Source organism: Microvirga mediterraneensis, from assembly GCF_013520865.1.
GTDB lineage: Bacteria > Pseudomonadota > Alphaproteobacteria > Rhizobiales > Beijerinckiaceae > Microvirga > Microvirga mediterraneensis.
On record NZ_JACDXJ010000003.1, the window covers coordinates 82,858 to 96,263 of the forward strand.

The window sequence follows — 13,406 nt, forward strand, 5'->3', positions numbered from 1 at the left end:
AGAGGAAGCTAAACCGGAATTGACTACGGCGTGGCCTTAGGGCGCGCGCTATTTTCTCGAACGGTATCGTAAGTGGCTTCGATAGGGATCTGATCGCGGAGACTTGTGTCGGCCTCTTGTCATCCGCCGCTCCGCTAAAACCTTTGTTTTCAAAGCATTTTCGCCCGTCGTGGGGAAGCCCTTCCCATGTGCACTGGTTAGCGAATTGGATTAAAAGACGTCTTCAAACGATCCTTTTCTCATGATCACAAAGTATGTACAAAGACCCTAAATCTGTCTAGAATTGACACATGGCTCCCTCCCCTACTCGGCAACGCCTGATTGGTTACGCCCGCGTCTCAACTGAGGAGCAGGCAACCGACGCCCAGCTCGACGAACTCAAGGCTGCCGGCTGCGCAGTCATCCACCAGGAGCACGGATCCGGCGCCTCCCGAACCCGGCCAGTTCTCTCCCGGCTCATCCGCGGGATCTTAAAGGGCGAAGTCCTCGTGGTTGTTCGGCTTGATCGTTTGGCCCGGTCGGTCAGCCATCTGCTCGAAGTGATCGAGACGCTTGAGGAGAAAGGTGCCCACTTCAAATCCCTCCGAGATCCGATCGACACGTCGACCCCGCAAGGCATGTTCTCTCTGCAGGTCCTGGGCGCCGTTGCTCAGCTGGAGCGATCACTCATCTCGGAGCGCACAAAGGCTGGGATGAAGGCGGCAGTGGCCAAGGGGAAGAGGCCGGGAAACCCTGGATTGCGTGAGGGACGGCCGGAGGCGATCCGCAAGACTGCCCTCGCCCGCGATCGGGTTTATCTGGGCGACCTTTTGACGGCGGCCAATTCCTTCCTTCCCGTTGTCCGTCAGATGCGGCCGGACCATAGCTGGCGAGATGTCGTCCAGGTGCTGAATGCACGAGGCCAGCGGTGGACGGATCAAAGCCTCCGGAGGGCAGTCAAGCGATTGGTCGCCGAGCGGATGGCTGAGCCGGAGTTGTTACGGAAAGCCGGAAGACGGCCGCCGGACGATCGCATCATGACCCTGATTGCCGGCATCGCGATCTCCAATCCGACCCTCACCCTGCGTGAGATCGGCGCTCAGCTGGAAGGGATGCGAGAACGGACGCCACGAGGCGGGAGAGAATGGAAGGCCAGCTCGGTCAAATTCCAACTCGACCGGGCCCGCAAAATGGGCCTCGCAGTCCCTGACATCCAGTGATCGCGCTGCGGTCACCAGATTTTGCGTGCGAAGCGCGACACCTGGATAGCTTGTGCCACCCTTGGTAGATCATGACGACCTGCCAGCAGGTCGTGGACAGGTCGCCGGCAGGTCAAACTGACCTACAAGCCACTGTTTCGATAGCCGCGACTGCGCTTCCACTCGAACCGGCTCTCCAGAGCTGCGAGCGCCCTCCCCTGATTTTCGTAGATCTCTACACGTTGGTGGAGGGGCCTCCCGATCCCGCCGCACTCGCCGACTCATGCCGCTGCAAGGGTCCTGCCTGCCCCCAGCCGCTCCCCACGTTTCCCCCGAGCCCATAGATGCCACCAGCCCGCCGGCAACCCGAGGAGGGGCATCACCAAGAGGCGACCCGCCTCTGCCGGTGCCTTTTGGCCGGAGCCCCCTCCCCTGCCCTCGAGCGAGCCTGCGGTTCACGAGCCGCGTAGCCTCTACCACGAGATAGGCCAGTTCCTGATCGCTCATGCTATCCAGGAGCTCATCGATCTCGTGCCTTGTTGCCTTCGCGCCGAGCGTGCCCAACGACACCGGCTCCTGCGCCTCGGTCTCCTCAAGCACTGGCTTCGGCGGGGCAGTCCGTCGTGTCGGTTTGGAGGGTGGCGGAGGTGCCCCGAACAGGTCTCCCTGTCGCTCATCGTGGACCAGGTTTCGCGCCATGCCACCTCCAGCCTCATCTCGCTTCGTTAACCATACTTGGTTGTGGACCTGTCCAGAGCAATCTCGCCGCCGTACCTACCGAAGCTGACCTGTAACAAAGTGGCTCTCGCCCGGATGTTCCGACAGATCGGGTACCGTGAGCCCGCCTGCAGATCGTTCTGTTTCCACCATAGTCCCGCCAAGTCATTGCGATCAGCCGGGACGGACACCGGTCGCCAGTTCCGCATTTCAAATTTGGCCCGCAAAGCAACTCAACGCTCTGTCGACCGGGCTTCCCATGGCGTCAGCCGATCGCTATGTCGAAGTCCTGACCAATGCCGATGTGGCCACCCTCAAGCCTCTCGCTAATAACGGAATGAGCGCAAACACGCTCCGCTCTCGCCTCCGACCTCGCCTTATCTTGAGGCTAGTGCCGCGCCGCGACCGGACGCCCGCTGGCGTGGCTGGCAGATCCCGAACTCGTCTTGAAGTTCATTGCCCACCGCCGCTTGGACCGCACGATCCTCAAGGTCAGAGAACCCCATGCTCCCAAAACCCTGTCCTGGCGTCTGTCGAATTGATCGACCCTGTATCAAGGGAAAGGCGGTGGGGCGCCGTTCGATGATCCCAGCATCAAGAAGGCTCTCTGTCTGGCCATGAATGCCTCCACTCGGGAGCCCCGGCGCAAGAGCATCAAACCCGTCGCCCGCGACATTCTGAAACGACCTTTGGCCTCTTCTGGTTGAACAAGAGCCATAGACCCAAGTGATCGGGCAATCCTCCTGATTGCGTTTGCCGCCGGCGGACGGCAGCGCAGTGAGGTCGCGAGCCTGCAGCATTCCCGGATCAGTATAGTGGAACCGATCAAGCTGCGGCCGACCGATCCTGCATCGCCTACAGTGTTCTGTATTCGCATCGCGCTCGGCCGGACAAAAACCAAAACCGCAGGGCAGAGTGCCTTCGTGTTTGCAGCTGTCCCCGCGGCGCTGGCGCTATATGAATGGGTTCGATTTGCGGAGATCACATCTGAACCAGTCTTCTGGGTAGCGCGGAAAGATGGCTCTGTTGGTGAGACCCCGCTGCCCCCGCAGTCGGTCGCCTTGATTCTGAAAAGGTGTGCCACTTGGCCGGGCTTGATCCAGCCGACTTCAGTGTCCATGGACTGCGATCTGGCCTTATGACTCAGGCCGGACGGAATGGGATCCCACTCGTAGATGACATGCGGCAGCTTGGTCACAAATCGGTTCAACAGGCGGGGGGCTAATACGACGAGCAGGAACATGCCCAGAGTAACTCTGTCCGCATATGCATTTGAACGTCGGGCTTGGCAATTTTGGAGCGATCGATATGCCCTTGCCCAGTGGCGCTTTTGACCCATTGCCTGCGGGCAATGTCCATCCGATATGGGCCTGAATCATGTCCGACTTTCCACACCCAGTTCCGATCAGACCCGTTGCCCGCGGGCAATCAAGCTCTTCTCAGGACAGGGGAGGATGATCAAAATCGCTGGAGAGCCGACCAACCCTGTTGCCCGTGGGCAATCTCTGTCCCGATCGAGGCCGCTGAACTCCTGGCGACTTGGTGATCCGTCAGTGTCGAGACCCATTGCCCGCGGGCAATATACCTCGCTAAGCGCAGAGCAGGGCCCCGTTAACCATACCAATCTGCCCGTTGCCTATGAGCAATGGCCATCGAAAGTGACCACCTCGGCATCGCTCCAACGGCCGCGGCACGGAAACTTGGCCCATTGCCCGCGGGCAATGCTCTCCTTGCACGGGACAGTATGGGAGGGCAGGATAGGCCAGATGCAGCGCAAAAACGACGGATTCTGAAAAATTTGCGCGTCTTTTCGGTTTCTGGCGATCTCTTTAACTCACCGTTAACGCAGTGCAGGCGAACTAGCGATCAGCGCAAAATTTGCTGATCTCGGCCAATTCCGAGCGGCAATGCTAGGAGCCCTCAATGTCAGCACTCGAGCAATCTACTGTCGATCCAGTGGTCGCGCCTATCGAAGAAAACAACCGTGCGCAGATCTCCCTCGATGCCGAACTGCTAGCGACCGAACTCCAGAAGCACACGCAACGCATCTTCCCGCCCGTTGCCCAGAAGGCAATCCGTCGATTCTCCTCCGCCGAAGCAGCCAATTTCTTGGGCATTCATGAAGGCTATCTTCGTCAACTGGCCGTTGATGGGAAGGCGCCCCTTCCTGATATTCAGCCGAACGGGAAGCGCACATTCTCGGTTGAAGAGATCAACGCGGTTCGCGAATTCCTCGACAGCAATCAGTCAAACCGGCGCTATATCCCTCATCGTACGGCCGGCGAAAAACTCCAGGTGATCTCGGTCATCAATTTCAAAGGCGGTAGCGCGAAAACCACGACTGCTGCCCACCTCTCTCAGTATCTGGCCCTACGAGGCTACCGTGTTCTCGCAATTGACCTCGACCCGCAGGCAAGCCTTTCGACCTTATTTGGCCAACAGCCGGAACTTGATGTATTGCCTAACGAGACTCTCTATGGGGCGCTACGCTATGACAGCTATCGCACGTCTATCGAGGAGATCATTCGCGCGACCTATCTTCCAGGTCTGCACTTCATCCCTGGCAACCTTGAACTCATGGAGTTTGAGACAACCACCCCCGTTGCTAAAGAAGTGCGAACATTCTTCCTACGCATTACCGAGGCATTACAGCCGGTAGAGTCCGAGTACGACATTGTCGTGATGGATTGTCCCCCGAACCTTGGATATCTCACAATGGCGGCGCTCTCTGCTGCCACCTCGCTTCTCGTAACCGTTCATCCCCAGATGCTCGACGTGCTGTCGATGGCTCAGTTCCTGAAAATGGTTGGCGACACTGTAAACCTGTTCGGAAATAGACGCCCCGACTATGACTGGCTTCGCTACCTTATCACACGTCATGAGCCCAACGACGGTCCTCAAAACCAAATGGTCACGTGGATGCGTTCGCTCTTCGAGCATCGGGTCCTACAAAACCCAGTTCTGAAAAGCACTGCGATCGCGGACTCTGGCCTTACGAAGCAGACCCTTTACGAAGTGGACCGAACCAAATTTACCAAGAGCACGTACGACCGAGCGCTCGAGTCGCTCGATCTCGTGAATGGCGAAATCGAAGCCAACATCCGTCGCGCCTGGGGGAGGCAATAATGGCCCGCAACGTACTGAATCCTGCCGCTAAAGACCTCGGAACAACGTCCGCCCCTGCACCTAATCCGGTTGCGGATCAACAAGCGGCCCTTGTTGAGGCCATCACTGGACACGGCGGCGCGCCGGTTGCCCCACGGCCGAATCGTCCTTTCGCAAACCGTCCTCACGTCAAGAGCCCTGTCGCTGGGGGAGAGCAAGGCGGTCCATCTGGCAGTGATATTCCGACAATTTCTCGACAGGCTGCTCCTGTTATGACCTCCCAACAGAGAGTCATGGCCGATACGCTCAACGCGGTGAACCGTGTTGATGAACTTGAGGAGCAACTCCGGTCAGGTCATGCAATTGTCGACCTTGACCCTGCTGTGATTGACGCCTCGTTCGTTCCAGATCGCATGGCCCCCTCGGAAGAAGCCCATAGGGAGCTTGTTCAGGCGATCAAGGCAGACGGACAGATCGTACCCATTCTAGTTCGTCCCCATCCGGTGGAGCAGGGGCGCTACCAGGTTGCCTACGGGCACAGGCGCCTCCGGGCTGTAACCGAACTCGGCATGAAGGTTCGCGCGGTTGTACGTGAACTTACCGATGAGCAGTTGGTTGTCGCGCAGGGTCAGGAGAATAACGCCCGAACGAACCTCAGTTTCATCGAGAAAGCTCGCTTCGCAATGCAACTAGAGCAGCGCGGCTTCCGCCGCGACGTCATCATGCAGGCTCTTTGCGTTGATCGCCCGAGGGTCTCACAAATGATCAAGTTCGCATCGAGCATTCCAATAGAACTGATTAATGCCATTGGGCCAGCACCAGGTATCGGACGGAGAAAGTGGGAGGATTTTGCTGCGCTGATCACGAAGGGCAATGTCGATAAAGCTCGGCACGCAATTGAGCGCGCCGAGAATTCGGGTCGCGACAGTGATGCAAAGTTTGAGGCAGCCTACAAGGCGCTTACCACCAAAGCTGACATCGCCCGGCCTGAAGTCTGGACGGCTCCCGACGGTGCCCGCTTCGCGAGGTACACCGAGACCGACGAGAAATTCACACTGACGATTGACCGCAAACTATCGCCGCGCTTCGGCAAGTTCCTCGTCAGCCGCTTGGAGCAACTCTACAACGAGTTTCAGGCCGCAGACAAAGAGTGAGATTTCTTCGCCACTTCGATCCAGCATCGCTTCGGTCACCGCTCACAGCGAGATTGAGGCGATGCTCCATCAAAAAACTAGTGACTATCCGGCAGTTGCTGCAATGAATTGAGCAGCCTCCGTCTCATGTACGCCGGACCAAGGGCACCAAATAGCAGCAGAGGTCGGGTAGGGGACGCGAGCTCTTAAGAACTGTTATTCGCAAATGATATTCTGTACATAGTTAGAAGTTGTGTTTGATCGATTGTTTTAAAACGTTTCTCAGGGCAGTTTGTTAATCAACGGGACGGAGGAGAGCTTCTCTCAGGGTGGCGAAAATGGCTTAGAATACAGATTGTGGAGCCGCTTCGCGCCTTGGCAGCGTGCTGCAGCCCCACCCAGAGCTATTTCCCTGTCGCAGCAGTTGCGAGCTCTGCGGATGCCACTGCGAAGACGGCTTGGTAGCGTACTCCTTCATTGTAGCTATACCTTGCTTCGCTTCCATTAGCTAAGCTAGTGCTTACGACATCAACAGCTTAGCTTGAGGGTGCAGGCATGGCTTTCGGCAGCAGGGTAGGGGACTACGACGAGGAGCCTTTGGTTCCGCGCACCTATGCCCTGCCGGAGTTGCCATGGGAGGCGATTGCCGGCCGGCTCGAGCCGATCACGATCCGCATCCTCCGGTTTGACGCCCGTCTGGAGGCCTCCGGGCTTGCCGCTGGCTGGCAGTCGCGCTGCGATATGACCGAGGCGGTGCGGGCCCTGCTGCTGGATGGCCATCTCGTGGATGTCGGTGATCTCGTCCTGCACGATGCCGGCATGGACGTGCGCCACCCCCCCCACGAACCCACCCGCGCCGCAGCCGCCCTGCGCGCCCGCCGCACCGCCCTGGCCCGCAAGGCGCCCTGGCCGCTGTCGATCGACGGCCTCGCGGCCCTGCGCGGCATCGGCCCCGTGGCCGAGGACAGGCCCACCCGGGCCAAGAGCAAGAAGGCGGATCCGAAGGATGAGGACGCCTACCCGCCCTATGCCCATGATGCCGATCCCTGGAAGGCGCACTTTGCCGAGATCGATGCTCTCTTGGACCGCACCAGCAAGGTGCTCGCCGGCGAGACCCCGCTGCCGAAGAGCCGCTCGCACCTGGTCTATGACCCCGATCAGGACGAAGCTGAAGCCGAGGACCTATGGCTCGATGTGGTCAAGCGCACCAGCGGCTGGCCGGCGATTGCCGCAGCCGCGGTGGCGTGGAACGCGTGGCTCGATCTCAACCTTTACGCCCGCTTGCCGTGGCTCGGCCTGATCATGGCAGCATCCATCCTGCGGGCGAGGGGGCTCACCCACCACCTGCTGCCGCTGGCCGCCGGCTTCAAGCAGTCGAAGTTCCGGCCGCAGGGCAGGGAAGGTGCCCTGGAGAAGCTCGAGGGCTTCTGCCAGGTGCTGGAGGAGGCACTTGTTCTCGCCCACAAGGATCTCGACCGGCTCATCCTCGCCCGCGAGCTGATGAACAGGGTGACAAAGACCTGCCGCTCCAACTCGAAGCTGCCGGAACTGGTCGAGCTGTTCCTGTCGCGGCCGCTGGTGACGGTGCCGCTCGGGGCCAAGCTGCTCAAGGTCACGCCCAAAGCCGTCGACCTGATGCTGGCCCAGCTCGGCGGCGCCCTGCCAAGGGAGCTCACCGGCCGAACCCGCTACAGAGCCTGGGGCATCGTGTAAGGATTACATACCGCTCTCTTCAAGGGCACACTCTGGCAGCTTCTCCAGCAGGACATCGCGCTCGTTCCATGGTCCGCCGTCTTCGCTTGTTCGCCTTCGTTGTGCTCGCTCTGTATGTCTGCGCGCTTGCCGTGCTGTTCGTGAACCAGCGCAACCTGCGGATTCCGACGAAGCCGTCCACTTCCTCCAATCTGAAGCCGCCCAGGCATTCCGATTTCAAGCCGTCCATGGTTCCGAGGTGAAGTCGTCCACCTTGGTGCCGATATCCGGGTCGGTGATGGATGGTGGTTTAGGGGTTTGTCCTGGTCAAGCGTCGAATTCGGCGCGGTGGGTCTTTCGCAGGCTCTCGCCTGTGAGATTGATGCGATAGGCGTTGTGGACGACCCGGTCGAGGATGGCGTCGGCAAGGGTCGGAATGCTACCGATCATCTCGTACCATTTCTCGACCGGCACCTGACTGGTGATCAGGAGCGAGCCGGCATCGTAACGGTCCTCAACGATCTCGAGCAGGTCGCGCTGCTGCTCGCCGGTGAGCGGCTCAGGGCCCCAATCGTCCAGCACGAGCAGTTTGGCCCGAGCAATCGTGCGCAACAGGCGAGAGTAGCGGCCGTGGTTGCGGGCGAGATCGAGCGCCGCAAACAGGCGCGGAACGCGGTGATACAGAACCGAGAGATCATCCCGACAGGCGCGGTGTGCGAGGGCGCAGGCGAGCCAACTCTTGCCGACCCCGCACGGTCCGGTGATCAGAAGATTGCGCCGCTCCCGGATCCAGTCGCAGGATGCCAGCTTGAGAAAGAGCGCTCGGTCGAGACCGCGGGCGGTCCGGAAGTCGACATCCTCGACACTGGCGGGATGACGCAGTTTGGCCGCCTTGGCGCGAGCCTCGAAGCGCTTCTGCCGGCGTTGCGTCACCTCGTGATCGAGGATCAGGCCGAGCCATTCCGCATGGCCGAGCGCATCGGCCTCAGGGGTGGCGCTGAGCGCCTTGAACCCCTTGGCCATACCGTGCAGGCCAAGGTCATGGAGCTGGTCGAGGGTGGGATGGGTCAACATGGTCGGTCTCCTGTTAGTGGAAATACCCCGGTCCGCGGACATTGGGGTGGGTGATGACGGGAGTGTCGGCGGCCTTGGCGGGAGCGCGGTCGCGGTAGGTGTCGAGGAGCGAGACGATGCTCTTGTAGGTTAGCGCCCGGATCGTCAGAGCCCGTTCGGCGACTGCCTCGACGCGCTCCTTCGGGATGCCGCGCATGTGCTGGAGCACGCCAATGCAGGTGCGAAAGCCCTGCTCAGGGTGACGCCGCGCGGCCAGGATCGCCGCAATCAGCATCTCGGTGTTCGGGCCGATCGCGGCGGCCCAGGAGCGGAAGCGCTCGGGCGACCAGGCGGCATAGCGGCGATGCGAACTCGGCATGTGCTCGGCACTTGTGCCATGCGCCCGTCCTGCGTAACGCCGCGCGTGGGCAGCGACGCGTCCACCCTTGTGAAAGGCTTCGACGGTGCGCTGGGTCACCCGCACGTCGACCTGCTGGCCGATGAGGCCAAACGGCACCGAATAGAAGAAACCCTCGACCTCGATGTGATAGTCGAGCCCGACCCGGGCGAGCTGCCATTGCGCGAAGACGTAGTCCTCCGCCGGCAGTGGTGCGAGAACCGGCTTCTCGATGGTCTCGAACAACTGTCGCCGGCTGACGCCGAGACGACGCATGGGCACGCTGTTCATGCGCTCGACAGCCTCAGCGATCGCCGCGTTGGCTTCCTGGAGCGAGAAGAAGGTGCGGTTACGCAGGCGGCCGAGAATGTAGAATTGGGCAAAGCGGACTCCGGACTCAACTTTTGCCTTATCCTTCGGGCGACGTGGTCGGGCTGGCAGAATTCCGACCTCGTAATGGGCCGCCATCTTGCCGTAGCTGCGGTTGATCTCGGGATCGTAGAACGAGGCCTTGTGGACGCCGCTCTTCAGGTTGTCCGGGACGATGAGCTTGGTCACGCCGCCATGAAACCGGAACATCCGCACATGGGCCTCAATCCAATCCGGCAGGGTCTGGGTCCAGGTGGCTTCGGCATAGGTCAGGTTGGAGGCGCCGAGCACGGCGACGAAGATCTCGGCGTGGCGGATCTCGCCGGTGAGCGGATCGACGATGGGCAGCTTCTTGCCCGAGTAATCCACGAACACCTTGTCGCCGGCGACGTGATGCTGGCGCATGGTCGGCGTCAGGCGGCGCTCGAAGGAGCGGAACAGGTCGCAGAACCGCGAGTAGCCGTAGCCGCTGGGATAGTCCGCCAGGTACTCCTCGTGCAGGATAGCGATGCTGACGCCCGGCCGCTTCAACTCCTGCACCAGACTTGCCCAATCCGGCTCGGGACGACGTCGCGTGCCGATCCGGGCGCCCGCCCGGGCGAACAGCGTCTCCTCCAGGGCCGCGTCGGTCAGGTCCTCTGGCAGCGGCCAGGCCAGCCCGGCCGCCTTGGCCCGCTTGATCGCGTCTCGCACGGTGGAGCGCGCCGCGCCAACGGTCCGGCCGATCTCCCGATCGCTGGTCCCGCTCGCATGAAGACGCAGAACTTGCCGCATCTGTCGCATGGTCATCTCTCTGTTTGCCGGCATCGCGTTCCTCTCTGTGGAGAGGTCGAAATGCCCCAATCGGATGACCCGGTGCAGCACGGTTCTTCCGCCTGATCCCTGGACGGGATCAAATCGGAAGGGTGGACGGCTTCAGTTCGGAAGGGTGGACGGGATCAAATCGGAACCGTGGACGACTTCAAGTCGGTACACATGGACGGATTGCGTCGGAATCTGCACAACCTGCTCTATCCAGCTTCCGACCGGCGCAGCACCGCCGCCGAAGCGGGGCTTTCCGACTTCCAGGATCTGATCCTCCAGACGCCAGATGGCGAACGGCTTGTCGCATGGTGGAAACCGGCGCAGCCCGGCAAGGCGCTGATCCTGTACTTCCATGGCAACGGCGGCAGTCTCTGGAACGGACGCCTGCGCGCTCAGGCGCTGACGGCCTCCGGCCGCGGGCTGCTCATGGTTAGCTATCGCGGCTACTCCGGCTCGACCGGCTCGCCCACGGAAATGGGGCTCCACACGGACGCCCGCACTGCCTATGACTGGGTGCGGCAATCCTACGAGGCCTCGCGGCTGGTCGCCTATGGCGAGTCCCTCGGCACCGGGGTGGCGGTGCGCCTGGCGAGTGAGCAGCCGCTGGCCGGTCTCATCCTCGACGCGCCCTACACCTCCACCGCCGATGGGGCCAGCCTCACCTACTGGTATGTGCCCGTCTCCTGGCTGATGCTGGACCAGTTCCGCTCGCTCGACATCATCCAGCAGGTGAAGGCGCCGATCCTGATCCTGCACGGCACGGATGATCGCACCATTCCCTTTGCCTTCGGCGGGCGGCTGTATGCGGCCGCTCCCGAGCCGAAGCACTTCGTCCGCATCGAGGGCGGGAGCCATAGCCGCAATCTCGAGCAGGGCGGGATGGCGGCGGTGGAGGACTTCCTCGCGGCCGTGGAGACCCAGCGGCCAGACCGCTCCTCCGGCACTGTCACGCCACCATAAGCACCGTAGGCCACCATCTCGCGATGACTTCCCGGCATCAGGGCGAGGGCTGAGGTATCCTTGTTCGACCAATCCCACTGTGCTGTATAGGGCAGGGCAATCAGGAGATGGATGCTTGAACAAGCATCAGCCCACAAGCCGTGCTTGAGGATCGTTCTTTGGCGCTTCTCGAAGACACTCTTCAAGGACACGACTTTCAGCCGATTAGGCCCGCGTACGCCATGTTGACCTTGGAACGCCCTACCTCGCTCGAACAGATCATCAAGAAGAGCCGGTTCGTCGCGACAGGCGGCCCGGTTGCGGGCGAGCAGGCCGCCAAGGACTTCATCGCCGCTCACGCCGATCCAGGAGCCAATCACAACTGCTGGGCTTGGCGGGTGGGGCAGAGCTATCGCAGCAGCGATGATGGCGAGCCCAGCGGCACCGCCGGCAAGCCAATCCTGCAGGCGATTGATCGGCTATCCCTCGACAATGTCGCTGTTGTCGTGACCCGCTGGTTTGGAGGGGTTCTTCTCGGCAGCGGTGGCCTGATCCGGGCTTACGGCGGGACCGCGGCCACCTGTCTGCGGGCAGGCAAGCTGGTCGCGATCGTAGCCGTTCACGAAGCCACCATCACCGTAACCTTTTCCGATCTGGCGCTTGTGCAGGCGCGGCTCGCCAGCAGTGCCGGTGTTCAGATCCGCCAGGAGAGCTTCACCGAGACAGGTGCAACGCTGACGGTGGGCCTCCCCGAAGCGAGTGCCCCGCAGATCGTCCACATGATCATGGACATCACCAGCGGCCGGGCATCGATTGTGATGGATCCCTGCACCGCGATCTGATCTGGGATCGGCAACAGCGGGTCGGTAAGATCTGTCCGCTACGGCTATTGGCTCTGCCATTGGTGCAGGCGAGATTCGGATCATGAGAGCACTCGTTGGCATCAGCACCATGCTCGTTCTCCTGTCCATGGGAGCGGCGGCGGACGGCACAAGTCTCGCCGGCTCCCTCTGGCAATGCACCCGAGCCTCGGACCAGTCTCAGTTCGTGATCACCTTCTACCCCGGCGGAGGAGTAGGCGGCGGCGAACTGCAGGATGAGGAGGTAAGCCCCTACATCTTCGATGCCTCCCGTACCAAGCCCGGGGAGTGGCCAGGCAAGTGGGAACAGACAGGCCATCGCTTCACCCGGGCGTTTCCGGATCAGGACATGCGGATTGAGGGGAGCGTCCGAGGACCTGGACAGCCTGCTGCGCGGCTCACCGGCACCGAAACCTCGCCAGGAGGAGGGTCTGCTGCGGCGTGCACGGCCTTATCCAGATTGCCAAAGATCGGGGAGGGGTTGGTGATCCCCAGAGACAGCCGCTTCATCGATCTGGATGGAGAGGAGGGGACCCTGAAGGTGTCGGCGGGTGTCTCGCTCCAGGAGCAAGGGGCCCGCTAGAAGCCGGCAGCTGGGCGAGGGGCTGAGCCTTGGGAAGGCCCCGCCTGATGCCCATATATGGTTCATGCCGCCCAAGGGTTCTTCACCACGCACCCTCGACCTGTTCGAGGTCACTCTGACCATCCCGACGCCCTCGGCTGAACCGGCTCCTGTTCCGGCTGACCCACCAAGGCTGGTCAGCCTGTCCGATGCTCAACTGGCCCAGCAGTTGAGCCATGTCGTCAGTGAAGTGCCGCGCCGACTGGAGAAGGGCAGGGGCAACCGCCCGGAGCTCGAGGCGGCGGTAACACAGGCCAAAGTGTCCTTAAGTCGGCTTGTGCCAGAACCTGCAAAGCACACCAACTCCTCGCGCTCCCGAAAGACCTCTTCGGTGCTGCAGGAAGGGCAGCGCAAGGCAGTCAGAGCCGCCCTTCTCGCCGGCGTAGCACCGACTCAAGTAGCCAAGCACTTCGGTCTGTCGCTGGCCACCGTGCGCAAGTTGCTCGATAAGGAGGGTAGGGGGTCTTGAAGGAGAGGGCATAGGATTGCCGACGAACAACGGGATAGGAGCTTGCAAAGCTTCCTGCTCATTCGCCC

Annotated in this window: 11 protein-coding genes; 9 read left to right on the plus strand and 2 right to left on the minus strand. The window is 61.4% G+C overall.

Translation table 11 applies throughout. The annotated features are described in order from the left end of the window. Positions 1-290: 290 nt before the first annotated feature. From H0S73_RS24170 to H0S73_RS24190, 5 genes are all read left to right on the plus strand, one after another. A complete protein-coding gene (locus tag H0S73_RS24170) occupies positions 291-1,199 on the plus strand; it encodes a recombinase family protein (RefSeq protein WP_181054777.1) in 909 nt (302 codons plus the stop codon). A gap of 1,511 nt (positions 1,200-2,710) precedes the next feature. Further along, a complete protein-coding gene (locus H0S73_RS24175) occupies positions 2,711-3,037 on the plus strand; it encodes a site-specific integrase (protein ID WP_181054778.1) in 327 nt (108 codons plus the stop codon). A 781-nt stretch (positions 3,038-3,818) separates the two neighbouring features. Further along, positions 3,819-5,021 carry a plasmid partitioning protein RepA gene (gene repA, locus H0S73_RS24180; RefSeq protein ID WP_181054779.1) on the plus strand — a complete coding sequence of 401 codons (1,203 nt, stop codon included), beginning with the start codon at positions 3,819-3,821 and terminating at the stop codon, positions 5,019-5,021. After that, positions 5,021-6,154 carry a plasmid partitioning protein RepB gene (gene repB / locus H0S73_RS24185; RefSeq protein WP_281369216.1) on the plus strand — a complete coding sequence of 378 codons (1,134 nt, stop codon included), beginning with the start codon at positions 5,021-5,023 and terminating at the stop codon, positions 6,152-6,154. Before repA ends, repB begins: the two co-directional genes overlap by 1 nt. Positions 6,155-6,688: 534 nt before the next feature. Then, positions 6,689-7,846, plus strand: a complete 1,158-nt coding sequence (locus H0S73_RS24190) for an RHE_PE00001 family protein (RefSeq protein ID WP_246389435.1) — start codon at positions 6,689-6,691, stop codon at positions 7,844-7,846. Between the two features lie 306 nt (positions 7,847-8,152). Here H0S73_RS24190 and istB read toward each other — a convergent pair whose 3' ends face one another. Further along, on the minus strand, positions 8,153-8,899 hold the full coding sequence (gene istB / locus H0S73_RS24195; protein WP_181054781.1) for an IS21-like element helper ATPase IstB: 747 nt from the start codon (positions 8,897-8,899) through the stop codon (positions 8,153-8,155). Between the two features lie 13 nt (positions 8,900-8,912). Continuing rightward, entirely contained in the window at positions 8,913-10,451 is a 1,539-nt protein-coding gene (gene istA, locus H0S73_RS24200) for an IS21 family transposase (RefSeq protein ID WP_181054782.1), read from the minus strand. Positions 10,452-10,595: 144 nt separating this feature from the next. On the opposite strand from istA, the gene H0S73_RS24205 reads away from it, so the two are divergent. The 4 genes from H0S73_RS24205 (at position 10,596) to H0S73_RS24220 (ending at position 13,338) form a co-directional block, all read left to right on the plus strand. Further along, on the plus strand, positions 10,596-11,408 hold the full coding sequence (locus tag H0S73_RS24205; protein WP_181054783.1) for an alpha/beta fold hydrolase: 813 nt from the start codon (positions 10,596-10,598) through the stop codon (positions 11,406-11,408). A 221-nt stretch (positions 11,409-11,629) separates the two neighbouring features. Then, positions 11,630-12,229 (plus strand): IMPACT family protein, encoded by a 600-nt coding sequence (locus H0S73_RS24210; protein WP_181054914.1) that lies wholly within the window; start codon positions 11,630-11,632, stop codon positions 12,227-12,229. A gap of 82 nt (positions 12,230-12,311) precedes the next feature. Continuing rightward, positions 12,312-12,830 carry a hypothetical protein gene (locus tag H0S73_RS24215; protein ID WP_181054784.1) on the plus strand — a complete coding sequence of 173 codons (519 nt, stop codon included), beginning with the start codon at positions 12,312-12,314 and terminating at the stop codon, positions 12,828-12,830. Positions 12,831-12,894: 64 nt separating this feature from the next. Next, the gene (locus H0S73_RS24220; protein ID WP_181054785.1) at positions 12,895-13,338 is read left to right on the plus strand and encodes a hypothetical protein; all 444 of its coding nucleotides are present in this window, start codon (positions 12,895-12,897) and stop codon (positions 13,336-13,338) included. The last annotated feature ends 68 nt before the right edge of the window (positions 13,339-13,406 follow it).